Annotated in this window: 29 protein-coding genes and 1 other annotated feature (1 of these 30 running past the window's edge); of the genes, 5 read left to right on the plus strand and 24 right to left on the minus strand. The window is 26.9% G+C overall.

The features are described from left to right. Nucleotides 1-111: 111 nt before the first annotated feature. Entirely contained in the window at nt 112-936 is an 825-nt protein-coding gene (licT, locus tag DR020_RS05785; protein WP_112365482.1) for a BglG family transcription antiterminator LicT, read from the minus strand. A 628-nt stretch (nt 937-1564) separates the two neighbouring features. Further along, nucleotides 1565-2488, minus strand: coding sequence for a hypothetical protein (locus tag DR020_RS05790; protein ID WP_112365483.1), 924 nt, complete (start codon nt 2486-2488; stop codon nt 1565-1567). Nucleotides 2489-2648: 160 nt separating this feature from the next. Here DR020_RS05790 and DR020_RS05795 point away from each other — a divergent pair, with 160 nt between their 5' ends. Beyond that, complete coding sequence (locus DR020_RS05795; RefSeq protein WP_112365484.1) at nt 2649-4001, plus strand: MATE family efflux transporter; 1353 nt, start codon at nt 2649-2651, stop codon at nt 3999-4001. 60 nt (nt 4002-4061) lie between these two features. On the opposite strand, the gene DR020_RS05800 is transcribed toward DR020_RS05795, so the two are convergent. Then, nucleotides 4062-4739, minus strand: coding sequence for a manganese catalase family protein (locus DR020_RS05800; protein WP_055258899.1), 678 nt, complete (start codon nt 4737-4739; stop codon nt 4062-4064). A 345-nt stretch (nt 4740-5084) separates the two neighbouring features. Here DR020_RS05800 and DR020_RS05805 point away from each other — a divergent pair, with 345 nt between their 5' ends. Next, nucleotides 5085-6335 (plus strand): PucR family transcriptional regulator, encoded by a 1251-nt coding sequence (locus DR020_RS05805; RefSeq protein ID WP_112365485.1) that lies wholly within the window; start codon nt 5085-5087, stop codon nt 6333-6335. Between the two features lie 73 nt (nt 6336-6408). On the opposite strand, the gene pdxT is transcribed toward DR020_RS05805, so the two are convergent. The 5 genes from pdxT to DR020_RS05830 all read right to left on the minus strand — a co-directional run bounded on the left by pdxT (nt 6409) and on the right by DR020_RS05830 (nt 11973). Then, the gene (gene pdxT, locus DR020_RS05810; RefSeq protein WP_112365486.1) at nt 6409-6969 is read right to left on the minus strand and encodes a pyridoxal 5'-phosphate synthase glutaminase subunit PdxT; all 561 of its coding nucleotides are present in this window, start codon (nt 6967-6969) and stop codon (nt 6409-6411) included. A gap of 3 nt (nt 6970-6972) precedes the next feature. After that, nucleotides 6973-7842, minus strand: a complete 870-nt coding sequence (gene pdxS / locus DR020_RS05815; protein WP_112365487.1) for a pyridoxal 5'-phosphate synthase lyase subunit PdxS — start codon at nt 7840-7842, stop codon at nt 6973-6975. 138 nt (nt 7843-7980) lie between these two features. Next, nucleotides 7981-9090 (minus strand): NADH-dependent flavin oxidoreductase, encoded by a 1110-nt coding sequence (locus DR020_RS05820; RefSeq protein ID WP_112365488.1) that lies wholly within the window; start codon nt 9088-9090, stop codon nt 7981-7983. 143 nt (nt 9091-9233) lie between these two features. Then, nucleotides 9234-10610 carry an MATE family efflux transporter gene (locus DR020_RS05825; protein ID WP_112365489.1) on the minus strand — a complete coding sequence of 459 codons (1377 nt, stop codon included), beginning with the start codon at nt 10608-10610 and terminating at the stop codon, nt 9234-9236. Between the two features lie 139 nt (nt 10611-10749). Further along, nucleotides 10750-11973: an MFS transporter gene (locus tag DR020_RS05830; protein ID WP_112365490.1), complete on the minus strand. Its 1224-nt coding sequence runs from the start codon at nt 11971-11973 to the stop codon at nt 10750-10752. A 294-nt stretch (nt 11974-12267) separates the two neighbouring features. Here DR020_RS05830 and DR020_RS05835 point away from each other — a divergent pair, with 294 nt between their 5' ends. Further along, nucleotides 12268-12867: a TetR/AcrR family transcriptional regulator gene (locus DR020_RS05835; protein WP_055258913.1), complete on the plus strand. Its 600-nt coding sequence runs from the start codon at nt 12268-12270 to the stop codon at nt 12865-12867. 108 nt (nt 12868-12975) lie between these two features. Here DR020_RS05835 and DR020_RS05840 read toward each other — a convergent pair whose 3' ends face one another. The 9 genes from DR020_RS05840 to DR020_RS05880 all read right to left on the minus strand — a co-directional run bounded on the left by DR020_RS05840 (nt 12976) and on the right by DR020_RS05880 (nt 19106). Continuing rightward, entirely contained in the window at nt 12976-13425 is a 450-nt protein-coding gene (locus DR020_RS05840) for a DUF3237 domain-containing protein (RefSeq protein ID WP_055258914.1), read from the minus strand. 18 nt (nt 13426-13443) lie between these two features. Further along, nucleotides 13444-14223, minus strand: a complete 780-nt coding sequence (locus DR020_RS05845; RefSeq protein ID WP_112365491.1) for an IclR family transcriptional regulator — start codon at nt 14221-14223, stop codon at nt 13444-13446. Nucleotides 14224-14237: 14 nt separating this feature from the next. Beyond that, nucleotides 14238-14795 (minus strand): UbiX family flavin prenyltransferase, encoded by a 558-nt coding sequence (locus DR020_RS05850; RefSeq protein WP_055258919.1) that lies wholly within the window; start codon nt 14793-14795, stop codon nt 14238-14240. 56 nt (nt 14796-14851) lie between these two features. Further along, nucleotides 14852-15199, minus strand: coding sequence for a prenylated flavin chaperone LpdD (lpdD, locus tag DR020_RS05855; RefSeq protein ID WP_112365492.1), 348 nt, complete (start codon nt 15197-15199; stop codon nt 14852-14854). After that, the gene (locus DR020_RS05860; RefSeq protein WP_055258923.1) at nt 15199-15426 is read right to left on the minus strand and encodes a non-oxidative hydroxyarylic acid decarboxylases subunit D; all 228 of its coding nucleotides are present in this window, start codon (nt 15424-15426) and stop codon (nt 15199-15201) included. The genes lpdD and DR020_RS05860 overlap by 1 nt, the downstream gene beginning before the upstream one ends. Next, entirely contained in the window at nt 15426-16850 is a 1425-nt protein-coding gene (locus DR020_RS05865) for a non-oxidative hydroxyarylic acid decarboxylases subunit C (protein ID WP_055258925.1), read from the minus strand. Before DR020_RS05865 ends, DR020_RS05860 begins: the two co-directional genes overlap by 1 nt. A gap of 85 nt (nt 16851-16935) precedes the next feature. After that, nucleotides 16936-17787 (minus strand): SIR2 family NAD-dependent protein deacylase, encoded by an 852-nt coding sequence (locus tag DR020_RS05870; protein ID WP_235865668.1) that lies wholly within the window; start codon nt 17785-17787, stop codon nt 16936-16938. Next, nucleotides 17768-18574, minus strand: a complete 807-nt coding sequence (locus tag DR020_RS05875) for a protein-ADP-ribose hydrolase (protein WP_112365494.1) — start codon at nt 18572-18574, stop codon at nt 17768-17770. The genes DR020_RS05870 and DR020_RS05875 overlap by 20 nt, the downstream gene beginning before the upstream one ends. A 127-nt stretch (nt 18575-18701) precedes the next feature. Then, nucleotides 18702-19106: a pyridoxamine 5'-phosphate oxidase family protein gene (locus tag DR020_RS05880; protein ID WP_112365495.1), complete on the minus strand. Its 405-nt coding sequence runs from the start codon at nt 19104-19106 to the stop codon at nt 18702-18704. A gap of 138 nt (nt 19107-19244) precedes the next feature. Between DR020_RS05880 and DR020_RS05885 the strand changes: the two genes are divergently transcribed. After that, on the plus strand, nt 19245-19559 hold the full coding sequence (locus DR020_RS05885; protein WP_055258932.1) for a winged helix-turn-helix transcriptional regulator: 315 nt from the start codon (nt 19245-19247) through the stop codon (nt 19557-19559). Between the two features lie 54 nt (nt 19560-19613). Here the strand turns inward: DR020_RS05885 and DR020_RS05890 are convergent, their stop codons facing one another. Further along, nucleotides 19614-20144 (minus strand): glutathione peroxidase, encoded by a 531-nt coding sequence (locus tag DR020_RS05890; protein ID WP_055258934.1) that lies wholly within the window; start codon nt 20142-20144, stop codon nt 19614-19616. Nucleotides 20145-20510: 366 nt separating this feature from the next. Between DR020_RS05890 and DR020_RS05895 the strand changes: the two genes are divergently transcribed. Beyond that, a complete protein-coding gene (locus tag DR020_RS05895; RefSeq protein WP_112365496.1) occupies nt 20511-20921 on the plus strand; it encodes a nuclear transport factor 2 family protein in 411 nt (136 codons plus the stop codon). Between the two features lie 69 nt (nt 20922-20990). On the opposite strand, the gene DR020_RS05900 is transcribed toward DR020_RS05895, so the two are convergent. The 6 genes from DR020_RS05900 to DR020_RS05925 form a co-directional block, all read right to left on the minus strand. Then, nucleotides 20991-21371: a ferritin family protein gene (locus tag DR020_RS05900; protein ID WP_112365497.1), complete on the minus strand. Its 381-nt coding sequence runs from the start codon at nt 21369-21371 to the stop codon at nt 20991-20993. 119 nt (nt 21372-21490) lie between these two features. Beyond that, complete coding sequence (locus DR020_RS05905) at nt 21491-21931, minus strand: MarR family winged helix-turn-helix transcriptional regulator (RefSeq protein ID WP_055258940.1); 441 nt, start codon at nt 21929-21931, stop codon at nt 21491-21493. A 218-nt stretch (nt 21932-22149) separates the two neighbouring features. Next, nucleotides 22150-22605 (minus strand): S-ribosylhomocysteine lyase, encoded by a 456-nt coding sequence (locus DR020_RS05910; protein WP_055258942.1) that lies wholly within the window; start codon nt 22603-22605, stop codon nt 22150-22152. A gap of 18 nt (nt 22606-22623) precedes the next feature. Then, the gene (locus DR020_RS05915) at nt 22624-23532 is read right to left on the minus strand and encodes a PLP-dependent cysteine synthase family protein (protein ID WP_055258944.1); all 909 of its coding nucleotides are present in this window, start codon (nt 23530-23532) and stop codon (nt 22624-22626) included. Further along, nucleotides 23519-24673: a trans-sulfuration enzyme family protein gene (locus DR020_RS05920; protein WP_055258946.1), complete on the minus strand. Its 1155-nt coding sequence runs from the start codon at nt 24671-24673 to the stop codon at nt 23519-23521. The genes DR020_RS05915 and DR020_RS05920 overlap by 14 nt, the downstream gene beginning before the upstream one ends. Before the next feature lie 20 nt (nt 24674-24693). Then, entirely contained in the window at nt 24694-25317 is a 624-nt protein-coding gene (locus DR020_RS05925) for a class I SAM-dependent methyltransferase (RefSeq protein ID WP_058993473.1), read from the minus strand. A gap of 100 nt (nt 25318-25417) precedes the next feature. Next, nucleotides 25418-25569 (minus strand) — a binding site (T-box leader) (it continues 89 nt past the right edge of the window).

Consider the following 25569-nt stretch of genomic DNA (forward strand, 5'->3'; position numbering starts at 1 on the left):
ATATAAAAAGGCAATACTAGTATTAATAAAACTTAAAAAAATTCTATTAATACTGGTATTGCCCTGTAAATCCAAGTAACAATCCAAAATTATTTAATTTTAATCTTTAAATTATCTCTGAGTAACCCTTTGTATATGAATTGTTAAATATAACTTTTCATCATTTGACATATCAACTTCTAAAAACTTTTCTATTTTTAACATGCAGTTATATGCTTTTTTATATTTTTCTTTCACTTGTTCTAATAAATCATTATCTGATTCAATCATATTATTATCATTTAATCTTTTTAATAAAAATCTTAAATGTGTAATAAACCTATCATAATTTAATGAATTTTCATCAATTTCTATATTATAAGTATACCTTATTATTGTCATTATTCCTTGAATATACTTGGCTATTTTTATAGCATCTAAACTTTCCTTCGATGAACAATTAATTTGAGCATTTATAATATGAAGAGCAATATTACTAGCTTCATCATTTGGAAGTCTTTTTTTAGTATATTCCTCAATAATATCTAATGCTTTTAACCCTACTTTATATTCTTTATTGTAAAATTTTTTTACTTCCCAACCTAAAATATTGGGTTTGCTAATTCCTTCATCATATAAATTTATTGAATGATTTATGTGATCTGTAAGTGTTACATAAATATAATCATTCAATTTAACATTTAAATTTGCCTTAACATATTCAATGATATTTGAACATGCCTTAATTTGCTCTATTGGAACATTCTCTAATAAAGATTTAAATCTATCTGATGCATTATTTTCTTTTAAAATAAAAGTCTTTTCAATTAAATCCTTATCTAAAATATCTCCTGACCTCTTTTTAAAAGCTATTCCACATCCCATTGCTATAATTTCATCTTTATTTTTTTCTTTAGCTAGAACTACATTATTATTAAAAATTTTTTTTATAATCATCTTTGCAACCCTCACATCTTTTATGCAAACACATAAAACAAAAAAATTTATTAAATGATTATATATTTTGTAAACGTCTAACTACTTTTAATATACCATTTTTATAATAAATTGTAAATACTGTTTTGTAACTTTTTTATTATTTTTATATATTTAACACTTATCTCTACTTTCTATTTAAATGGAATTTTATATAAATTTACTTATATAAAAGATTTTAAGGTTCAAAAATCAAATGAATTTTGATTATAACAATATATTCGCATTGTTAAAATTATTGTTTTACACTAGAATTTATTATAAAAAAATTATATAATTAAAATATGCATTTGACATATACATTTTTTCGTATATAATATAATTATAGAAAATAATTATTAAATAATATTTTCTATGTTTAAATAACGTTTATTATTAAATCATAAAATTTTACTTAAAGCAAAATAGAAATTTTCGCTTTATAAAACAACTTAACTTATAATTAATAATTCCTAATAATTCACACTTATTACTAAGTATAGAGTTTTAATATATTCTATTCTCTATATTACTGCCAGAAAAGACCATGAATAAATTCATGGTCTTTTTATTATTTTAATTAAGTCGAAATGTATTTATTATATAGAAATTATACAATTTTTTTTGATTTTAACATTTTTAATCTAATTGTCTTTACATCAATCCCAAAAAATTCAGCATATTTTTCTATTTCTTTATTATAATTTCTAAAATATCCTATAATAAACCTATAAAACTTTTTAGAAAAAGGATATTTATATATCATTTCTTGAGATTTCTCCCTAATTTTATCCTTTTTTATTTCTCCATCAATTAACTTATAATAAATATTATTTGCTTCTTTTTTACCTTTATTATCATAAAAAGCATTTATTTCATACCCTTTTTTTTCATTTATTATATCTATAATTGCATAATGGATACTAAAAACATCTTTGTATATACCCTTCTTTAATTTTTCTTTCGTTTCTATATCTTTAAAAATTTTTGTCATTTTATTATTAATTTTTATATCTAATTTTATATTTTCAAAAACGTTTCCAATAATACTTCCAATCTCATAAAGTACTTCCAAAAACTTTGACTCTAAAGATTCCTCAATAGATTTATATCCTCTACCACTAGACCTTACTAAACCCTTTTTTACAACTCTTCTAACCCGTCTATTCCTTCTTTTATATTTACTATCCATAAGATTATTATATTGCTCTTTTAAATTTAAGAAACTTCTTTTGAAATTTCCTAAGTAATTTTTACTATATTTCTCAAAGCAATTAAAATCTATGTTATTTATGCCTGCACTTTTTAAAACATAAAAACCTTTTTCTAAAGCATTATTTATAACCTTAAGCCCATCTTTATTACCTCGTATCATAAAATCATCAAGGCTTGTATACTTTTTATTAAATTTATTAATGAAATTTTGCGAGCTATCTAATGCTTCTTTATAAAATATATTTCTTATATCAATATATAATTTTTCCTCATCTTTAAAAGTTACATTTTTCCCTAACACATTAAAAGTTTTACTCATAAAACCATTCCATTCTTAAATCTTTTCTTAAATTTTATCATATTTTTACTTATAAATCTATAAAGTTGATTAGCATTAACAATTTATTAAATATTGTTTACAAGTAAACATTAGTTTATAATAATAATTGTTGCTTATTAACTATACAAAGGAGAAATATATGAATAGAGAATATTTACTAGGTGAAGAAAAATTACATAAAGCCATTTTTGTTTTAACCCTTCCTGCTACATTATCTGCACTTTCCACAGTCATTTATAATATTATAGATACTATTTTTATAGGTAAATATGTAGGGGATGTGGGCATAGCCGCTATATCTATTTATCTTCCTATTCAAATGATTATTTCAGCTTCAACACTTCTTTTTGCATCTGGCATAGGTTCTTTTATTTCAAGACAAATAGGTGCAAAACACTATGATAAAGCTGAAGAATCCATAGGAACTCTTTTTGCTTTTATAACTACTCTTGCTATAATTTTATGTATTTTAGGAGTATCTTTTCCAAAACAAATTGTAGAATTATTTTCTGCTGAAGGTAGCATTATTCCATATGCTACAAACTATGCTAGAATGATGTTTATAGGGACACTATTTTTTCCTCTTTGTTTAGCATCAAATAATGTTATGAGAGCAGAAGGTAGCGCTAACTATTCAATGTATGGAACAGTAATTAGTATTGTTTCTAATATAATTTTAGATTATATATTCATAGTTCTTTTAAGATGGGGAGTTACAGGTGCTGGACTTGCCACAACATTATCAAAATTTATAAACTTCCTTTATATAGTTTATTATTTTAAATTTAAAGCTATGTTAAAAATTAGAACTAGATATATAAGATATAATATTGATATGCTAAAAAAAGCTATTCCTATTGGATTTTCAACATTTTTAAATCAACTTACAGGAAGTATCTCAATTGTTCTTTTAAATAATGTCTTATATTCTTTAGGGAGCACAGAATCTGTTGCAATTTATGGAATAGTTTATAAATTAACTTCACTTATTCAAAGGTCGGCTGGTGGATTTTCAAGAGGTTCTCAACCTTTAATTGGATATAATTTTGGTGCTAAAAACTTTAAAAGGATAAAAGACGCCGTAAAGTTTAGTGCTATAATTTCAACCTCCATATGCTTAATAGCTACAATTATTATGATTATTCTTTCTAAAGATTTTGTGGCTATGTTCACTAACGATTTATCATTAATAAATAATTGTAGCCATGTTCTTAGAATTACTCTTTTAGCTTCACCTCTTCTTGGCGTATATTTTTTATCTATTGCTTTTTATAGGGCTATTGGATATGCAAAACAATCTATAATTCTATCAATGTTAAGAAGAATTATCTTTTTTATACCAATGCTTTATATACTTCCTTATGTATTTAACTTAGGGGTATTAGGCGTTTGGATAGCACTACCTTTATCTAATCTTATTGCATCTTTAGTTGCAATATACTTTTTAATCAAAGATTCAAAATTTACTAAAAAAATAAAGTTATATAAATAATTTATAAGTAAAAAATCACAATATATGTTTAGATACTGTGATTTTTTATCTTATATTTAATTATTTATCTCTTCTTGGATTTTCAAATGATACTGGTGTTGGATTTGGCGCTTCATGTTTTGGTCCTGGTGATGATAAATCAAAATAAAGCTTAGAATCTTCAGTAATTCCAAAATCTTTATTTGAACCACTATTTTGAACTTTATTTAAAGCTTCTCTAAATAAAGCATTATGTGCTTCTTCCCTATTAAGTAAAAAGTCTATTGTTTCTCTTACATATTTATCTTCTATTTGACGATATAAATATTCATAAACTACCTTTGCCCTTTGTTCTGATGCAATATTTGCAAGAAGGTCAGCAACTAAATCCCCTGTTACTGTTACATAATCTGCTGTCCAAGAATATCCTGATGCATTCGCTAAAACTGGTGATAATCCGTTTGTTACATGAGGTTCTATTCCACCAACTCCAACAGCTTCGTAATTCACATCATGACCATTTAATAAATTTATAGTTTGAGCTACCATTTCCATATGGCTAAGCTCTTCCGCACCTATATCTAAAAACAAATCTTTAATCTCTTTATCCTTTATTCTAAAACTTTGAGATATGTATTGTAGTGCTGCCTTTAATTCTCCATTGCAACCTCCTAATTGTTCTTGCATTAATACTGCATATTGAGGATTTGGCTTTTCCACTTTTACCTCATGTAATAATTGCTTTTCATGTTTAAACATAAAATAATTCCTCCTAAAATATAAATTCCTATTTCTTAGGATTTCACATTATTATGGATTTATTCCTATCATCAGTAAATATCATAATACATATTTAAAAACACTATTTAATATCTACTCATTAAATAGTGCTTACTTTTTTGTTTTACTTATTAATCTCTATTACTTTAAATTTTATGTTTTTATATTTTTCAAACTTTTCTTTTACTACCTATTAACTTAAATTACTCTAAAAAATTTAATATTTTAGCTGTAACAAAAGACATTGATAAAAATTTTTCCTTGCTCCAATTAAAAACTAATTTTTCATTAGAAAAAATTTATATTCTAATCTCTGAATTTTTAATGAAAAAACAACAACTCTACATAAAAAAATATACTATATTTAATAGTATAACTAATGATTTTGAGATTTACGAAATCTTAAATATAGCTGAAAATTATTTAAATAATCCAATACTAATCTTAGATACTAGCTATAAAATTTTAGGACTTTCTAAACTTGCAACACTACTTCATGATTCTATAAATAACCATAATGAAAATTATTATTTAGTTTCTAAAATTATTGAAAACATTAAAGAAGATAATTGTATGAACACAGTATATAACTCCACTGAAGCATTTTTTCACTTTACTAACGAAAAACTTATCTTTTGTGGAATAAAAACAAATGAAATAACGACAGCGTATATTTGTGTTGTAAAAAAATATAGAGATTTTGACTTTGATGATTTAAATCTTGTAAATACTCTATCTAAAACATTATCTATACAAATTCAAAAGAATAATTTATTTATAAGTACCTCGGGTTTAGAGGAAGAATACTATCTTATTGATTTATTAGAAAACAAAGTAGATGATATAGATTATGTAAAAGAAAGACTATCTCAAACAAATTTTAAGATAAAGGATAACCTATTTTTAGTGGCAATTCCTTTTAAACAAATGTATAAAGATTATAGGCACAACTTTGGCTTAAAACAGTTAATAAGCAGTATTAAAAGCATTCTTCTAAATTCCATTACAACCTATATTGATAATAAAATTATATTTCTTGTAAGTAAAAACTCTGAAAAATTGTTTTCTTGTGATGTTGAAACTCAATTTTTAAATTTTTTAAAACTAAATCATCTAAAATCTGGAATTAGTATGCCCTTTGAAAATATTTTAGAAACAAGAGAATTTTATAAACAAAGCATAAATGTTTTAAATATAGTTGAAAATTTATGTTCTAAAGATTATATTTTTTATTTTGAGGATTACTTAGAATATTATTGGTTTAACTTATCAGTAAATAATAAAAATCAAATCAACATAAAAAACTTAATACACCCATATATAAAAAAAATTATCATTAATGATAAAAAGCATAATACTGAACTTTTAAAAACTTTAATTACTTATTTAGAATACAACAGAAATTCAAACATAGCATCAAAAGTTTTAAAAATTCATAACAGTACCTTTTTTTATAGATTCCATAAAATAGAAGCATTGCTTAACATATCATTATCAGACAGCGATATCTTATTTAGATTAGAATTATCATTAAAATTGTTAAAGTATATAAATAAAGATATATCAAGTTTTTGATATATCTTTATTACAAAGTTTTAACTTATAAAAATTATACAATTATTCTGTAAATAATAATATCTTATTTAGATTAACCACAAATACTTAAAAAATATTTCATAAAAGTTGAATCTTCTGTAAGTTCTGGATGAAAAGATGTTGCTATAATATTCTTTTCTTTAACAGCAACAATTCTATCCTTAACCTTGCATAAAACTTCTATATTTTCTCCAACTTCCTCTACATAAGGAGCCCTTATAAATACAAGTTCCATTTCATTCTCTATCCCTTTAACTTTATGAAATTCACTAAAGCTATCTAATTGCCTTCCAAAAGCATTTCTCTTAACCTTTATATTCATAAGATTTAAATGGCTATTTTCTCCCTCAATTTCTTTTGCTAAAAGTATCATTCCGGCACAAGTTCCAAAGGTAGGAAGCCCTTCTTCTATTTTTCTTTTTAGAGGTTTTAAAAGATTTGTTATCCTTAAAAGTTTTCCCATAGTTGTACTTTCTCCACCAGGTAATATTATTCCATCTAACCCTTCTAAATCCTCTTCTTTTTTAACCTCTATAGCATCATGACCTAAAGCTTCTATCTGTTTTATATGTTCTATAACTCCTCCTTGGAAAGCCAAAACTCCAATTTTCACAGCCTACCATCCTCTTTCTTCATATCTAGTTTCTAATTCATTAGCATTTATTCCAAACATTGCTTCTCCTAAATCCTCAGAAACCTCAGCTAACTTTTTAGGATCATTATAATATGTTGTTGCTAAAACAATTGCTCTTGCTCTTTTCTCAGGATTATCTGATTTAAATATACCAGAGCCTACAAATACACCCTCACTTCCAAGTTGCATCATAAGAGCAGCATCTGCTGGAGTTGCAACCCCACCTGCTGCAAAGTTTACTACTGGAAGCTTCCCTGTTTCATGAACCTCTTTCACTAAATCATAAGGTGCTCCATAATTTTTAGCTAAAGTCATAAGTTCTTCCTCAGTAGAGTTTTGAATTTCTTTTATTTGCTTAGTCATTGTTCTCATATGTGTTACAGCTTGTACTATGTCACCAGTTCCAGCTTCACCCTTAGTTCTTATCATTGAAGCACCTTCCCCTATTCTTCTCAATGCTTCATCAATATTTGTTGCACCACATACAAAAGGCACTTTAAAATCACTCTTAATTATATGATATTTATCATCAGCAGGAGTTAAAACTTCACTTTCATCTATAAAATCAACTTCTAAAGCTTCTAAAATTTGAGCTTCTACAAAATGACCTATCCTAACCTTAGCCATTACAGGAATTGAAACAGCTTCTTGAATTTCTTTAATCATTTTTGGATCTGACATTCTAGCCACTCCACCTTGCTTTCTTATATCAGATGGAACTCTTTCAAGTGCCATAACTGCACAAGCACCAGCTTTCTCAGCAATAATAGCCTCTTCTTTATTAGTGACATCCATTATTACTCCACCTTTAAGCATTTGTGCTAGATTTTTATTAATTGATTCTCTACTCATAGTTTTCCCCCATTTTTTTACAATTACTTATTTTATATAAATATATCATAAAATAAAATAAATACACAAATGTATGGGTACAATATTAATGCCTTATTTATGTATTCTTCTATACTAAATAAGGCATTATAACATTATTTATTTTTCTATCTCAAACCAACCCTCAGACGCTTCTAACATCGTCATCATCTTTTTAGGTATTTTTTGTTTTTCTAAATTATTAGCATGAACAACAGTTTCTATTTTTTCATTATTTTTTACTTTATTAACCCAATCTGGATCAGTAATAATTACATGACCTAAAGCAATTAAATCATACCCCACATTTTCTAATGCATCATTAGCATCTTCTTTTGTATAAATACTTCCAACACCTATTAAAGGCTTTCTTCCACCTATTTTTTCTAAAATAAGTTTTCCTATAATTCTCTTGTCATCTTTATCTCTAATTGATGTGTTATTATATTTACTTAATGAAATATGTAGATAATCTATCTCTTCATTCGCTAAAGTATCAACTAAATAAAGAGTATCATCTAAAGTTATTCCTGGATTTTCTAATTCCTCAGGTGAAAATCTATAACCTATTATAAAGTCTTCTTTACCAAAATCTTTTTTAGCTTTATTTACTGCTTTTACAATTTCTAAAAGGAATTTAATTCTCTTTTCTCTGCTTCCTCCCCATTGATCATTTCTTCTATTTGAGTGTGGTGAGAAGAATTGTTGAATTAAATATGTATTCGCTCCATGAATTTCAACTCCATCAAACCCAGCTTCTATGGCTCTTCTTGTAGTTTCATAAAATCCATCTATAAGGTCTAAAATTTCTTCATTTGTAAGTTCTCTTGGCGCTTTTAAAGATTCCATAGGCCCAAACAAATTATAATTTGGCTTAACAGCAGATGCACTTACAAGCTCTCCTTTAGTCGGGTCTGCCATTCTTCCTGCATGAAATATTTGAAGCACTGCCTTAGCTCCTTGCGACTTTATGGCATCTGCCATTTTTTTTAATGAAGGGATAAATTTATCATCACCTGCATAAAATTCATCTTTAAAACCCTGACCATTAGGCTTGAAAAATGTACAACCTGTTATGACCATTCCTAAATCCTTTGCTCTCACTTTATAGTAATCAGCTTCATCATCTGCAACTGTTAAATCATCATTAGACGCACAAGTTGTCATAGGTGCCATTACTAATTTATTTCTTAAAGTAACTTTATCATTTAATTTAAATTCATTAAACATAAAACCCCTCCTTGTTCTTTTCTTATTTAGTTTGTTTATTTTAATTTTTATTATTCCAAATGTATAGCCCCTAACAAAAACTTTATTTAATATTAAAAAACAAAAAAATAAAAGACTATCTTTTTAAGATAGTCAAAATTCATCTACGCAATCATGCTTATTGGCTTAATTGCCTCATTATAAACTTTTTTCATAAACATAGCACTAAGTATTACCGCTATTATTTCTGATACTGGGAAAGCAAACCATATTGCATTTACTCCAAAAACTTGACCAAATATAAATGCTAATGGTAATATTGCAATTAATTGTCTAACAGCTGAAACCACTAAACTTAACATTCCATTTTCTAGAGCTTGGAACACCGAACTTGCTATGACACAAAAACCTGCAAAAATAAAGTTTATGCTTATTATTCTTAAAGCTGGAATTCCTATACGCAACATATCTTCTGAGGCATTAAATAAACATAATAGTTGTTTTGGAAATGCTTGAAATATTAAAAATCCTACTAGCATAATACCCATTGCATAAATTGTACTAAGTTTTATTGTTTTTGTAACACGTTCTTCATTTTTAGCTCCATAATTATATGCAACTATTGGAACCATACCATTATTAAGACCAAACACAGGCATAAATACAAAACTTTGAAGTTTAAAATATACACCAAATACTGCTGTTGCTGTTGGCGTAAAACCTATTAATATTTTATTTAATCCAAATGTCATAACAGAACCTATTGATTGCATTACGATAGATGGAACTCCAACAGCATAAATTCTCTTTATAATTTTAATATCAAGTTTGAATACCTTTTTATTTAACTTAATTTCATGATTTTTCTTTAAATTAAAATAAAGAGCTAAAAACATAGCTATAATTTGTCCAGTTACAGTTGCAACTGCTGCTCCAGCAACCCCCATTTCAGGTGCTCCAAATAATCCAAATATAAGTATTGGATCTAAAATTATATTTATAATTGCTCCTATCCCTTGAGTTATCATGGTATAGAAAGTTTTTCCTGTTGATTGTAATAGCCTCTCAAGTATTATTTGCCCAAATAAACCTACAGATAAAATTGTACAAATATATATATATTGACTTCCATGATTTATTATCTCAACATTACTAGTTTGTGATTTAAAAAACACTCCAGTTAAAAATACTCCTATAAGTGCAAAAATTACATAACTTAAAAACGATAAAATTATTCCATTACTAGCTGCCTTATTAGCACTTTCAAAATCTTTTTGCCCTAAACTTTTAGATAACACAGCATTTACTCCAACTCCAGTACCAACCCCTACTGCAATCATCAAGGATTGAAGTGGGAATGCTAAAGAAACTGCCGTTAAAGCATTCTCACTTATTTGAGCCACGAACATACTATCTACAACATTATAAAGTGCTTGAACAAGCATTGATATAATCATAGGCAATGACATTGAAATAAGTAATTTATTTACCGTCATAGTCCCCATCTTATTTTCTTTTATATTCTTTGTGCTTCTCTCCATACTTTGTCCCCCTTTTTATATAATTTATTACATACTTAGATATTTTAACATATTTATTATATTATCTGTAAGTTTTTTCGTTCGACTTTTATTATATTTTTTTGCAACAAAAAAGAGAACTAAAATTTAGTTCTCTTAATTAACAAACTTTCTTTTTTCTTCTACTTTCTCTTAAGAATGAAGGGATTATCATAATTAATGCAACTATACTTAATGCTAAATATGTATAACCAAATATAGATATTCCTGTATATGAACTTAAGTAACCAGTAAATAAATTTAATATACTAGATAAAATAGTTGGAACAACAACAACTTCAAATAAAAATGCTGTTGATTGTTGATTTGTAGGAACAAGATCAGCAATTAAATTATTTTGAACTGGCATTATAATCCCAACAACAACTCCATGAACAATCATTAAGAATAATAAAAACATGTAGTTAGGTATTATAGCCATAAAATACCATCTAAAACATAGAATAATTAATGCTGTAAATGTCGCTAAATAACTCCTTTTAGCAAAAGGTAATTTATGAAAAATAAACAACAATAGTATTTCCATCACAATCATAATAAAAGGAACTGTACTTATCAAACTAGTAGGACAACCAAGTTTTTCAAGAATAACTTGTATAGAATAATTGCTTGCAGAATTACATGTTGCCATTATCACGTTTGTTGCAAATAACTGTATCAAAAACGCCTTATTTTTAAGCAAACTAAAAAGAATTTCTTTAGCGTTAACATTATTTTCAGTAACATCTAAATCATCATTTACATTTACTTCAACTGCATTCTCTCCTGTTGTAAGTTCAGGTATAAATTGAAGTATAACGATAGTAGATAACATTATAATACCACATATAAGTAACGCACCTGTTGTTCCCCATAGATTTATAAATACTGGAGATATAAGACCTGAAATTCCATATCCTATCGCTCCCCATACACGTACCTTACCAAAAGGATATTTTGTCTTTTTTTCTATAGCTAATAAATATTCAGACATCAAACTAGTGCTTGGTGCATAAAGACAACTTCCAACTATGGTTACACCAAAAAATATCCAAAAATTATTTATAAATACTAAAACTATTATAGTAATCGCATTTGCTATCGTTACCAATTTTGTTAGATGTATAAGTCTTTTAGATTTATCAATAATTTTCCCCCATAAAGGCGATACAAGTAACATTATAAGAGGTGGTATACTAACTATTAATGATATTTCATCTGTTGTAAATCCCTTAACAGAACTTAGGAAAACAACAAAAATACCATAATAAATACCACCTGCTAACAAATATATAAATAGGTTACTAGAATATAAACCTATTATTTTTTTATCTTTTGTATTCATTAAACTTCTTCCTTTCTCTTTTCTCCTTTTCTATTAATATAAATTTGAATTAAAATATTCACTGTTAACATTTTTGACACAATATATTTCATTTTTTAATATTTTTTTTAATATATTCACTATAAATTCATGATAAAATTTATAATAAATATCAATACAAATTTTCATTTTTATTATTATATTTATGAATATACAGTTTTTTATTTTTTTTAACAAGAATCAAAAAATATTTTTTGTATAGTTAGTCTACATAACTATACAAAGTGTAGATTATGTAGGGAGGGAATTTTAACTTTGTCTACTAAAAATATAAAAAAAATAGATTTAAGAGTAAAAAGAACTGATAAATTAATTTTAGACACATTTATGAATTTATTAAAAGAAAAATCTTTTGATGATATTAGAATTTCTGATATATGTAATGGGGCTATGATTCATAGAACAACATTTTATAAGCATTTTGAAGATAAGTATAATTTATTAAGTTATGCATTGAAAAATATTATAAACGGGTTTGAAATTAAGAGTCTTGATTTTTATAATAATACTGTTTCAAGAAAATTTTACATAAATTTATTTAAATCTTTTTTACAACATATTGAAAATAATAGAAAAATCTATCTTGTAGGATTAAGAAATCTAAAAAGTGATTTCCTTATAAATAACTTTAAAAGAATTATAGTTACATCTATAAAATATAGGCTAGAAGATAATAATAAACATGGTGCTAATTTTACTATACCCATTCCTGTATTAGCAGAGCTTTATTATGCTACAATGATAGGACTTGGTATTTGGTGGTTACAAAATGACGCTGATATATCTATCGATGAAACCATCAGCTATCTTGATTTAGCATTAACCAATATAATTGAAAACGATGGTGCAAATTAAAATAATTTGTACCACCGTTAAATAACAAATCTGAATTATGTATTTATATTTTACTAGTTTAATAAAATTTTTATACTAAAATACTCAATATATATCAACTAAATATCTTTATTTAACTTTAAAAAATTTAAGAATTACACTATCTGTTAGCCTCTCTGCCTTGCACACAAAAGCTGTTTCTGAAAGCCATCTAAGTTCTTCATTATAAACTTCAAAACTTGGTGTTGTACAAAAATAATAAAGAGATGAATCTACAAAACCTCCGTTTTTAACTATCTCAACATATTCCTTTGGTACAGTTCTAAATCCATTATTTTCTATATAAAAACTCATTCCATTGTCTAGTTTTACAGCATATCTAGCACTTAAATCACACTTACCATTAGGTCTTATTATTTGACTATCAACTCCACCTGGTAAAACTTCACCGTGCATATTTGCTCCTTTAAGTTCGCCACTTAATATAGGAATTAATTGTCTTCTTCCAACTATATCATCTTGCCCAACTAATATTGGCTTATCTACCTTTACTACTATTGAAAAAACTTCTTCTAACATTTAAACTCCTCCTAAAATTTATTTTTTATATCCTAATTTTTCTGAAATATCTTTAGCTGATTTTAATAAATCATTTATGATTTCACATCCTATTTCTCCAGAAAGTCTTACTGATGGTGCTGCTATACTTAAAGATGCTATAAACTGCGAATTATACTCATATATAGGAGCTGCTATACTAGTTATTCCAAGTTCTCCCTCTTCGATAGCCATTGCATAACCTTGATTTTTTACCCTCAATATATCTTCTTTTAATACATTTTTATCTGTAATAGTATTTTCAGTGCGTTTAAATAATTCAATCTTATCTAACGTTTTATCTAAAGTTTCGTTATCCATTGAAGATAAAAATAGTTTTCCTGATGCTGTACAATGAAGAGGTATTTTGCCTCCAACTCTAGAATTTACACTAACAGTATTAAACTCTCTAGCCTTTTCAACACAAATTCCTTCAACTATTCCATTTTCATCATAAGGCATTGATAATTGTATATTTTCATTAAATTTATTTCTTAACTTTTCCATGTAAGGTCTAGCTATTTCAATTATATCTGTATGATATTCAAAAGCTTTTCCTAAAATAAATAATTTAGTTCCTAACTTAAATTTACCATTATCCTTATTTTGTTCAATATATCCCATTGATTCCATTGTGTATATTAAATTTGATGCTGTACTTTTTGGCATATCTAACATTTTAGCTATATCTGTTAACCTTAATTCCTTAGTTTCAATAGAAAAACACTCTAATATCTTTAATGCCTTTACAAGTGAATTTATTATTTTTTTTTCAGCCATTATTATAATTCCTCCTAGCCATTCCACCTCTTAGCTTTATTATAATTTATATTGAATTGATCTAAAAGTTTCATAATATGATGATTTATTATATCATCTAAAGTTTTAGGATTATTATAAAATGCTGGCATTGGAGGAACCATCCTAACTCCAATTCTTGATAATTTAAGCATATTTTCTAAATGTATAGGGCTTAAAGGCGTTTCTCTGGCTGATAATACTAATTTTCTGCCTTCTTTAATCATGACACCTGCAGTTCTTGAAATTAAGTTATCATCATATCCATTAGCTATTGAACTTAATGTTTTCATACTACATGGAAGTATTATCATGCCATCTGTAATAAATGAACCACTAGATATTTTAGCACCTAAATCTTTATTATCATAAACATAATTTGCTAAGTTTTTCAAATAATTCACTTTATATTCAGTTTCTATTTCAAGATTTTTAATAGCCCAATCACTTAAAATAAGATGCGTTTTTATTCCATTTATATCATTTAAAGTTTCTAATAATTTTACTGCATATATTGTTCCTGTTGCTCCAGTAACTCCAATTACGATGTCCATTTTTCACCTCTTAAATTTCTTATTGTTCTAAGCAAAGAATATGTACCTTTATAAAACTAGTTTAATTCTTTTAGTTTATTACATAATTCAACCGTAATATCTTTACATAAAGATAACACATGCTGTATCTCATTTTTGCTTATATCATCTAAATGTATACCACAACATACCACAAACTTTCCCGAAAACTCTTTTTTTAATATATCTCCTATAACTTCTGTAACAAAATTTTCTTTATGTCCTTGAAATGTAAAAGTATTTAAATTAACTAAAGAGGAGCCTATTGTTAAGGCTCCCAAATGAGGTTTATCTCCTCCTGTTAAAATAACACATAAATCTTCTCCCATTTTTATAGCTTTAAGATTTATTTTTATTCTTTTAAATTCCTTTTTTATTTCTATCATTATTTTTTAATCAACTCTGGAATAGGAGGTATTTGGTCAAGATTTTTTATTTCTTCAGGATTAATTTTAAATCTTTTATCATATTTTTCATAATTTGTGATATCTTCATCTTCTGTTGACCTCCAAGAAAAGCAACATGTATCACATATATATACTTCCCATGCATCATCAACTGGTGCTTTTGTTAATAAATTTACTGTTTCTGAACCACATCTTGGACAAATCATTATTTATTCCCCCTTATATCTCTTAATGCATTTTTTAAATAATCACTCCAAAAATCAGTTTTTTCAGGAACTTCTAAAAGCTCTGTTTCTCTTGCTTTATCTGGTGCAACTGGAGTTGTAGCATCAATTATAAGCTTTGTGTGCATACCAGCTGGTTCTGATGATGGGTCTAATGGCATACCAGGCGCATTTGGAATTAATACTACATCTTTATCTGGACGAACTCTTGTTGTTAACGCCCACATAACCTGTTCTAAATTAAATGGGTCAACAAACTCATCAACTACAATAACTATTTTAGAATATGGCATTCCATGTGGTGTTGATAAAAGTCTCATGGCAACAGCCTTTCCATACCCTCCAAATCTTGATTTTGTTGATATAACTACACCTATTCCATGAGTATACATAGCATTTACAGCAACAACTTCTGGAAAATCTCTTTTCAGTTGTCTATATAAAGGTAAACTTGTGTTTAAAGCCATTAAATAATCAATTTCTGTCCAAGGCATTCCTAAATATAAATTTTCAAAAATAGGATTTTTTCTGTGAGTTATTGTGTGAATCCTAACTTCTGGTTGAAGTCTTGCACCTGAATAACTTCCAGGAAATTCTCCAAAAGGTCCCTCTATTTTTCTTTTTCTTGGAATTATATAACCTTCTAGAACTATTTCACTTCTAGCTGGAATATCCAAATTCCCAACTTCACTCTTAGTAAGTTCAATAGGTTCTCCTTTTAATGCTCCTGCAAAATCATATTCTGATTGTACATACTCTATTGGAGTGCTTGACATAAAGTTTAAAATTGGGTCATTCCCTAAACATATAGATATAGGTAATGGTTCATTCATTTCTTCCGCTTTTTTCAAATGAATAGCTATATCATGAAAAGGTAATGGTTGAATTCCTACTAAATCTTTTCCTTTAACTTGAATTCTATATGTACCAACATTTTGTTTATCAAAATTGTCTGGGTCTTCTGGATCTTTGCTAACTATTAAAGCTTTAGATATATAAAATCCACCATCATATTTATTAACCCTAAATAAAGGTAAAATATCAAAAAGATTTATATCTTTTGTTATCTTAACTTCCTTAATAGGTGCATCTTTTACCCATACAGGTTTTATTGGATACTTAGACCACTTTTTATCTAATTCATAAAATTGCTCTTTTACTGGAGTATCCTTTGGAAGTCCAAGCATAAGAGCATGATTTTGCCATGAGCCATGAACATTTAATGCTACTGAATTTTTATATCCTTTAATTTTCTCTACAAGTATAGCCGGAGCACTCTCCATACTCGGTGCTGATTTTCCAATAGCGCTTAAATCAGGCTCTGGCATAACTTCATCTTTAATTCTTACTAATTGATTTTCCTTCTCTAGAAGCTCTAAAAACTCCCTTAAATCTTTATATGACAAACCTATCTCCCCTTTTTATTCAACATTGTTGAATTTAGTTTTATATTGTTGTATGTTTAAATTATATACCCTTAAATTTTAACTGTCAAATTAAATTCAACACTTTCTGTATATCATCATTTATACAAATAGCTTTATTTTTAATTTCTAAGGGAATGTTCTCTTCACCAAGATTAATTCTTATAAGTGTAGTATTTGAAGGATATTTTGCAACAATATTTTCGAAAGGATATTTTATAATTGCGGGAGTATTATATCCAACACCAAGTTCTAATAAAACAAAATTCTTTCCCTTAGCCTTTTCTATAAAATCATTAAAATTATTAAATATCTTAAAATGGCTTTCTTGGACAAAAGAATTATCTATCCTAAGATTAGGCACTAAAAAATTCCCACATCTAGGGCATCTAGGAATATCTTCTTCTCTTATATAAAATTCGTTCACCATATTTTTTACCATAGTATTTATCATTTCTTTATTGTCATATAATTTATTTGAACAAGGACTAGAACATTGAAAAAGAGCATAATCTCCTTGAGGTGTAAATATATTTTCCTTTTTAAATCCAGCTTTCTCAAACTGACCATCTACATTAGTTGTTATTATAAAATGTTCTTTATCTTTTAAAAGTTGATGTAAATCTAAATATGGTTTGGTAGCTTTTGTTTTATATCTTATATTATAAATGTGCCTTGCCCAATATCCCCAATAGGCTAATACATTTTCATTTGATAAATTCCAAAAAGCGGATTGTATTTCTACGATAGTATTTAAATTTAAATTTTTATACTCAGGAAACCATTCTTCAACTAATGCTTTATCCAAATAATTTATTCCTCCTGATGCTGAAAGCCCTGCTCCTGCTCCTACCAAAATATAATCTGCATTATCTATTAATTCTCTTATTTTTTTTATATTATTTAAGTAAGCTTTCATATATTTTATAATCCTCCTCCTTAAAAACATTGAAAATAACCTTCTCTATATCTTCATTATCATCCAAAAACTCACATACTGTATCAACAGCAATTTTAGCTGCTTTATCATTTGGAAAGTGAAACTCCCCAGTAGATATACAGCAAAAAGCTATTGATTTTATTCTGCTTTGTTTAGCTAAACCCAAACATGATTCATAACAAGATTTAAGTTCTAGACATTTTTCATCCGTTAAAACATCATTAACAATAGGCCCCACAGTATGAATTACATATTTACAAGGTAAATTATAAGCTTTCGTAATCTTTGCATTTCCTGTTTGCTCTAAACTTCCTTGCTTTTTCATAATATCTTCACATTCGTTTCTTAACTGAATTCCCGAAAAAGTATGTATTGCATTATCTATACATCTATGGCATGGCACAAAACATCCAAGCATTTGACTATTAGCAGCGTTTACTATGGCATCTACTTTAAGTGTTGTAATATCACCTTTCCAAAGGATTATTTTATTTTTATGTTTATTTTTTGTTCTATTAAATAAAATATCTATAGTTTCTAAATCATCAACATCCACTATTCCCTTTTCCACAGATATTTCTTTTAAAAATTCATCTTGAATCTTCAAAAAATCCTCATCAATTTTTTTAGGCTCTCTAACATTCATTAAAGACCTTAAAAGGTTAAATTTATCTTTATAATTATCAGGAATTTCAATATCTTTATACCTTATATCTTCATCTATTAATCTATTTATTAAATAATCTAGCTTTTCATTATTGTTCATAAATTTTCTTTTCCTCTTTTCTAAAAACATTTCTGTCTTTTAAACAAATATCTATATATAAATAAAAAGCAAAAGCCCAAAAATATTTTGAACCTTTGCCTTTATCTAAATTCTTTTCAGCTTAATTTTAAAGATTAAATTCCTTTGGTGCATTACCTGAAAAATCTGCTATAATAGCTTTTGCATCTTCTAAATAAAATATTTCAAATATAGGATTATCAGCAGTTTTATAAAGTGATTTAACAAGTGGACTTGATTCTATAACTTTTTTCTTTATATCCATATCATTTGAAAACTTAACTTTTCCATTTAATCTCATCCATTGAAATTTAGAGTTTGATACACAAACCTCTACATATGGATTATTTTTTATTTGTTTAAACACATCTTTTTCATTATTTGTACAAAAATATAATTTTCCACCATCTTCAATCATAAATTGGAAAGGTCTAACTTTTGCCTTGTTATCTAATCCAACAGTTGCAAAATATTGTACTGGATTCTCTTTTAAAAATTCTATTACTTCATTCATTTTCATAACCTCCGTAACCGTATTGTTTTTTTTATCTTATAATATTATAATAAATGCAATAATATCATTTGTATAGTAAGCACTTAAAAGTGCCATAGTATCTATTAGGATACTATTAAAGCAAGGAGCTGATTTTTAATGAATGATTTACCTGCTTGCCCAGTAGAAGTAACTTTAAAACTTATGGGTAATAAATGGAAAATATTGATAATAAGAGACTTATTAGATGGTACAAAAAGATTTGGAGAATTAAAAAAATCTGTTGGTAATATAACACAAAAAGTTTTAACATCTAACCTTAGAAGCATGGAAGAAAGCGGTCTTTTAATAAGAAAAGTCTATGCACAAGTTCCTCCTAAAGTTGAATATACTTTAACTGAAACTGGTTATAGCTTAAAACCTATTTTAGATAGTATGGCTAAATGGGGAGATGATTACAAATCTAATATATAATTAATAAGTATAAAAAGACTGTATCGTAATTTTTGATACAGTCTTTTTATAGAATTATAATAATTTCTCAATTTGTTCAGATAATTTTTCCGGTTCATAAGTAGGTGCAAATCTTGCGATTACTTTACCATTTCTATCTACTAAGAACTTAGTAAAGTTCCATTTTATATCATCACCACTTGTGTTAAATCCTCTTTCTGATAACATCTTATATAATCCCTCTGATGCCTCATCTTCTTTAGCTTTTGGAGCCTCATTTTTCAAATATTTATAAAGTGGGTGTGCGTTTTCCCCATTAACATCTATCTTTGCAAAAGTTTCAAAAGTCGTATTGTATTTTAATTGACAAAAATTAGCTATTTCTTCATTGCTTCCTGGCGCTTGTTCAAAAAATTGATTGCAAGGAAAATCCAATATTTCTAAGCCCTTATCTTGATATTTATCATAAATTTTTTGAAGTCCTTCATATTGTGGGGTAAATCCACATCCTGTTGCAGTATTTACTATTAAAAGAACCTTTCCTTCATATTTTTTCAATGAAACTTCATTTCCTTTTATATCTTTAACTTTAAAATCATATAACATAATTTTTCCTCCCTATAATTTATATTTTCTCTCTTTAGTTATTGTTAGTAAATTAATTTATTTTATTAGCTTATCTAAATTTAATTTTTTAAAATCTATTTTTTTTTAAAAAACAAGCTAAATTTAAAATTTAACTTAAATATATTTAACTCTTTTATTTATTATTTTATTAAATTTAATTTTGTTCTATTTACTTTTATTATATTCTTCATTTTTATATTTGTCAAGGTATCCATTTATAACTTTATAAATAAACCTAAAGTAACTATAAAGTAACTATGGCACTATAAAGTACCTACTTCACATAAACTTTTATTAATAGTAAGCTATGTTTATACAATAAATTTCAAAAAAAGGAGAATTGCTATGGAAACAATTGAAATGTTACTTGAAAATTATGCTACTTCAATAAACAATGGTGATTTAGACTTAGCTGATAAATTATTCTTACAAAATGAAAATACTTCATTTATCCATCCAAGAGGACACGAAGTAAGTTTTGATAATGTAAAAGAAGCCTTCTATGTAAAAACTATGATTAATAGATTTTCAAAAAGAGATTTAAGAATACATAATATTAAAATAAATTTACTTACTGATAATACAGCAGTTGTAGAATTTTATTGGGATTTCTATGCTACTTTTAGAGAAGATAATACCGATATTATAACTAATGGACGTGAAAGCCAAACTTTAATAAAAGTAAATGATAAGTGGAAAATAGCTCATGTTCATTATTCAAATATGCCTGTTACTGCAGATAAAGAAGGATTTTAATATAAAATTACTATAAAAAATTTTAAAGTAGAAAATTAAAACTAGTTTTCTACTTTATTCTATTAATTTTTAATCTAAAAAGCTTCTTGCTATTTTAGCATGTTTAAGTTCATCTTCAATCATACTTTTCGCCTCTGGTATATCGTTTATAAATGGTGCATACATTTTCTCACCTTTTTCTTCAGCTTCCGCAATTCTTTCAAATATTTTATTTCCGTATTGTTTGTACATCTCTTCCATCATTTTTGCACTTTCATCATTTGGAGTTAAAATTTTATTTGTATATTTTTTTAATATGCCAGCATGTCTACCTTCATCTGCTGCCAATTCTAATAATGCTTTTTTCATACTTTCATCAAGGCTTAATTTTGCTAATGCTTGATAAACTAATACTCCATCTAATTCACCTTGTTGGTATTGTACTAATAATTCCTTTACTTCTTGTTTCATAATATAATACTCCTTATTATTTATTTTCAAATTATAAAATTCTCAATTAATATTAAATAATCAAATTTAATTTTACAAAATTAATTTTCTTAAAAATTAAGTTAAATATTATATTTAACTTAATTATTTGGGCTTATCTCATCTAATACTTTTTCTAATAAATTTTTTAAAATCAAAAGATCTTCCATACTTCCATTAACCTTACAAGAAACTTGTTCTGGAACTTTAACAATTTCTTCTTTTAATTCTCTTCCTTTATCTGTTAATTCAACGTTAACTATTCTTTCATCACTTTTATCTCTGTATTTAATTAATAAACCCATAGCTTCTAGCTTTTTTATTACTGGTGTAATAGTTCCTGAATCTAAGTATAATTTTTTGCAAAGTTCTTTAATAGTTATCTTTTCATCTTCCCATAACACAAGCATTGTTATATATTGCGTATAAGTTAAATTATACTCATCTAAAAAAGGTTTATATAATTTTATAACTTCTCTAGATGCTGCATATAGAGGAAAACATACTTGATTACTTAATTTCAAACTTTCGAATTTATCCATTTCTATCACCTTACATTTTAGGAAATTTAATTTGATTCAATCAACTTATAAATTGATTATATTATTTATATTTATTCTTGTCAAATGTAATAATAAGTTATCTATAATACTTAAACCCTTGAAATCCCCTTTATTACTTAAAAAAGCCTAATTGATAAATTCAATGTTAACAAAAATTTTACTATACCAAGCATTACAATACATTATTTAATTTATTCTTAATCCACATAAAATTTATTACTTATTCCTTTTGATAGCACATTTCTAGCATGTTCTTTTGCTAAATCTAAGGAATGTAATGCAGCTGTTCCACATTGTACTTCATTATCCGCTGGAATTTTTTCTTGTTGTAGCACTTTATCTAATGAATATTCTAGTGCATCTATAACCTCATCAACTTCTACTTCCCCAAAACTTACTAAATAGAATCCTGTTTTGCATCCCATTGGAGATACATCAATAATATTATCTAGCTTTTCTCTCATAAATCCTGCTAAAAAATGTTCTAACGTATGAATACCCTTATCTGACAATATTTCTTTATTAGGTTGTGCAAATCTTAAATCGAATTTAGTGACTATATCTCCTTTAGGCCCAACCTTAACTCCTGCTTTTCTCACATAAGGTGCCTTTACCTTTGTATGATCTAATTCAAAACTTTCTACCTTTATCATTTTATCCATCTCCTTATTTTAAAATAAATCTGTACTAAAATACCTATCTCCTCTATCTGGAAGTATCACTACTATATTTCCATTATCAATTTTCTCTGCTAGTTTTAATGCTGCAAAAACTGCTGCTCCCGATGATGAACCAACCAAAATGCCCTCTTTTTTAGCCAAAGTCCGTACAGTTTCAAAAGAATCTTTATCATTAGTTTTTATAACATCATCAACTAAAGACATTTCCATAGTTTTAGGTATAAAATTATTACCTATTCCTTCAACTTTATAGCACCCTTCTGCTCCACCACCAATAATTGAGCCTTCTGGGTCTGCTAATATTCCTTTAACATCTTCAATATTTTCCTTTAAATATTTTAATACTCCTGTATATGTGCCACCGCTACCTGCACCTGCTACAACATAGTCTACTTGTCCATCTAAATCTTCATAGATTTCTCTACCTGTTGTTTCATAATGTGCTAACGGGTTTGAACTATTTTCAAACTGCTTTAATGAAATTGAATTTGGAATTTCCTTTAACATTTTTTCTGCTAAATTTATCGCTCCTTCCATACCATCTTTTTTAGGAGTATTTATTATTTCTCCTCCTAAAGCCATCATTACTTTTTGTTTCTCTATTGAAAACTTTTCTGGAACTATAAATATAACTTTATATCCTTTATTTAATGCCGCTAGAGCAATTCCTATTCCTGTATTTCCTGCAGTTGCTTCTATAATCGTGTAACCTTTTTTAAGCCTACCTTCTCTTTCAGCCTTTTCTATCATGTACATTCCAACCCTATCTTTAGAACTTCCTCCAGGATTGAAGCACTCTAGTTTTGCAAATATATTAACTCCTTTTTTAACATCTAAATTATTTAATTTTAGTAAAGGAGTTTTTCCAACTAAATCCCTAATATCATTACAGTATTTCATCTTTTCCACCTGCCAATATTAATGCCTTTTGTATATCTTCTAAAATATCTTCTTTATCCTCTATACCAACAGATATTCTAATTAAATTATCTGTTATTCCAATACGTTCTCTAAGCTCTTTTGGAAGTGTTGCATGAGTCATTGAAGCAGGATGACATGCTAATGATTCAACTCCTCCTAAACTTTCTCCAAATGTTATTAACTCTAATCCTTCTACAAACCTTTTAAAATTCAAATCATCATTTAAAACAAATGATATAACTCCACCAAAACCACTTGCTTGACTCTTTTGAATTTCATGTCCTGGATGATTTTTTAATCCTGTGTAATAAACTTTTTTTATATTAGTACTTCTTGAAAGTTTATCAGCTATAAACCTTGCATTTTCCTCATGCCTATCCATTCTTACGCTTAGCGTTTTTATTCCTCTTATAAGCAAGAAACTATCAAAAGGTTGAAGTATTCCACCAGTAGCATTTTGAATAAAGTGTAACTTTTCTCCTAATTCCTCATCTTTAACTATGGCTAATCCTGCAACTAAATCACTATGACCACCTAAATATTTTGTAGCTGAATGAACTACTATATCAGCACCTAACAATAATGGATTTTGTAAGTATGGACTCATAAATGTATTATCAACTATTGTAAGAATTCCTTTTGATTTAGCTATGGAAGAAACTTTTTTTATATCAATAACATCTAATAACGGATTCGTTGGTGTTTCTATAAATACCGCTTTAACATCATCTTTTATTTGTTTATCTAACTTATCAAAATCATCTACAATCTCATACTTTATATTAAAGTTACTAAATACTTGATTTAATATTCTAAAAGTTCCACCATACAAATTATTAGTAATTAAAATTTTATCTCCACTTTTAAATAAACTAAGAACTGCTGATATTGCAGCAAGACCTGATGCAAAAGCAAATCCTCTTGTACCACCTTCTATATCTGCAATTAACTTTTCAAGAGCCTCTCTTGTTGGATTTCCTGTTCTTGAATACTCATATCCTGTATTTTCTCCAAATTTACTTTGTTTATATGTTGATGTTTGATATATTGGTACATTTACTGCACCTGTCTTTTCATCAGTACTTATTCCACCATGTATTAATAAAGAATTTTTTTTCATCGTTAACCCCACCTTTTTAACTATTTTGTTCCAATCGCCATAAATATTTTTGGTTCAATTACATCTCCTCTAGAAGAAACCCCTTTAGCTACTAAACCTGTATCCTTTATAGCTATATCTTTAAACTCAGCTTCTTCATACCATTTTGTTAAATCATTATGATTAAATCCAAGCCAAACATCATTCATTTCATCTGTTGCCCATGTTCCATCATGCTCTTCTACATCAGTAATAATTACTCTTCCGCCTTCTTTTAGAATCCTTCTCATCTCCTTGATAGCCTTATCAGGATTTACAACATGATGTAATGCCATATTTATAAATACAACATCCACAGAATTATCAAATAAAGGTAAGCTTTCTAAATCACCAGTTATAGGATAAATATTCTTTAAACCTAAATTTTGAGCTGATTTATTAAGTTCCCTCAACATATTTTTAGATGCATCTATTGAAAAAACTATGTCTGCGCTCTCAGCCACCTTTAAACTAATAAATCCTGTTCCTGCTCCAAGGTCTGCAACAACCTTATTTTTTAAATCTACTGAATTAATCGCTATATCTCGAAGCTCATCTTTAAAATAATCAACTCTAATATTATTCCAATCTTTTGCTATTGAATTAAAATAATTTAATGAATTCATAAAAACTCCTCCTTAAAATAATCTATTTAACTTTCTTTTAGTACAATATTTATAATTCTTTAGAATAATTTGTAAAAACAAAACCCCATCTCTATAAAAACATAGAGACGAGGTTTACCCGCGGTTCCACTCTAATTTAGATACAATAAAATATCTACAACTTAAGAAATTTAGCACTATCATGCCTAATCATTATAACGGGTGATACCGGATAACTCTACTATTATTTCAAGCTTCTACTCCAAAGGGCAC

It is taken from the genome of Sarcina ventriculi, from assembly GCF_900456775.1.
In the GTDB taxonomy this organism is placed as follows: Bacteria; Bacillota; Clostridia; order Clostridiales; family Clostridiaceae; genus Sarcina; species Sarcina ventriculi.

Bases quoted from the DNA above. Each gene is read 5' to 3' on its own strand.
- licT (WP_112365482.1), bottom strand. From the start codon at position 936: ATGATTATAAAAAAAATTTTTAATAATAATGTAGTTCTAGCTAAAGAA.
- DR020_RS05790 (WP_112365483.1), bottom strand. From the start codon at position 2,488: ATGAGTAAAACTTTTAATGTGTTAGGGAAAAATGTAACTTTTAAAGAT.
- DR020_RS05795 (WP_112365484.1), top strand. From the start codon at position 2,649: ATGAATAGAGAATATTTACTAGGTGAAGAAAAATTACATAAAGCCATT.
- DR020_RS05800 (WP_055258899.1), bottom strand. From the start codon at position 4,739: ATGTTTAAACATGAAAAGCAATTATTACATGAGGTAAAAGTGGAAAAG.
- DR020_RS05805 (WP_112365485.1), top strand. From the start codon at position 5,085: ATGAAAAAACAACAACTCTACATAAAAAAATATACTATATTTAATAGT.
- pdxS (WP_112365487.1), bottom strand. From the start codon at position 7,842: ATGAGTAGAGAATCAATTAATAAAAATCTAGCACAAATGCTTAAAGGT.
- DR020_RS05820 (WP_112365488.1), bottom strand. From the start codon at position 9,090: ATGTTTAATGAATTTAAATTAAATGATAAAGTTACTTTAAGAAATAAA.
- DR020_RS05825 (WP_112365489.1), bottom strand. From the start codon at position 10,610: ATGGAGAGAAGCACAAAGAATATAAAAGAAAATAAGATGGGGACTATG.
- DR020_RS05830 (WP_112365490.1), bottom strand. From the start codon at position 11,973: ATGAATACAAAAGATAAAAAAATAATAGGTTTATATTCTAGTAACCTA.
- DR020_RS05840 (WP_055258914.1), bottom strand. From the start codon at position 13,425: ATGTTAGAAGAAGTTTTTTCAATAGTAGTAAAGGTAGATAAGCCAATA.
- DR020_RS05845 (WP_112365491.1), bottom strand. From the start codon at position 14,223: ATGGCTGAAAAAAAAATAATAAATTCACTTGTAAAGGCATTAAAGATA.
- DR020_RS05850 (WP_055258919.1), bottom strand. From the start codon at position 14,795: ATGGACATCGTAATTGGAGTTACTGGAGCAACAGGAACAATATATGCA.
- lpdD (WP_112365492.1), bottom strand. From the start codon at position 15,199: ATGATAGAAATAAAAAAGGAATTTAAAAGAATAAAAATAAATCTTAAA.
- DR020_RS05860 (WP_055258923.1), bottom strand. From the start codon at position 15,426: ATGATTTGTCCAAGATGTGGTTCAGAAACAGTAAATTTATTAACAAAA.
- DR020_RS05870 (WP_235865668.1), bottom strand. From the start codon at position 17,787: ATGAAAGCTTACTTAAATAATATAAAAAAAATAAGAGAATTAATAGAT.
- DR020_RS05875 (WP_112365494.1), bottom strand. From the start codon at position 18,574: ATGAACAATAATGAAAAGCTAGATTATTTAATAAATAGATTAATAGAT.
- DR020_RS05880 (WP_112365495.1), bottom strand. From the start codon at position 19,106: ATGAATGAAGTAATAGAATTTTTAAAAGAGAATCCAGTACAATATTTT.
- DR020_RS05885 (WP_055258932.1), top strand. From the start codon at position 19,245: ATGAATGATTTACCTGCTTGCCCAGTAGAAGTAACTTTAAAACTTATG.
- DR020_RS05890 (WP_055258934.1), bottom strand. From the start codon at position 20,144: ATGTTATATGATTTTAAAGTTAAAGATATAAAAGGAAATGAAGTTTCA.
- DR020_RS05895 (WP_112365496.1), top strand. From the start codon at position 20,511: ATGGAAACAATTGAAATGTTACTTGAAAATTATGCTACTTCAATAAAC.
- DR020_RS05900 (WP_112365497.1), bottom strand. From the start codon at position 21,371: ATGAAACAAGAAGTAAAGGAATTATTAGTACAATACCAACAAGGTGAA.
- DR020_RS05905 (WP_055258940.1), bottom strand. From the start codon at position 21,931: ATGGATAAATTCGAAAGTTTGAAATTAAGTAATCAAGTATGTTTTCCT.
- DR020_RS05910 (WP_055258942.1), bottom strand. From the start codon at position 22,605: ATGATAAAGGTAGAAAGTTTTGAATTAGATCATACAAAGGTAAAGGCA.
- DR020_RS05915 (WP_055258944.1), bottom strand. From the start codon at position 23,532: ATGAAATACTGTAATGATATTAGGGATTTAGTTGGAAAAACTCCTTTA.
- DR020_RS05920 (WP_055258946.1), bottom strand. From the start codon at position 24,673: ATGAAAAAAAATTCTTTATTAATACATGGTGGAATAAGTACTGATGAA.
- DR020_RS05925 (WP_058993473.1), bottom strand. From the start codon at position 25,317: ATGAATTCATTAAATTATTTTAATTCAATAGCAAAAGATTGGAATAAT.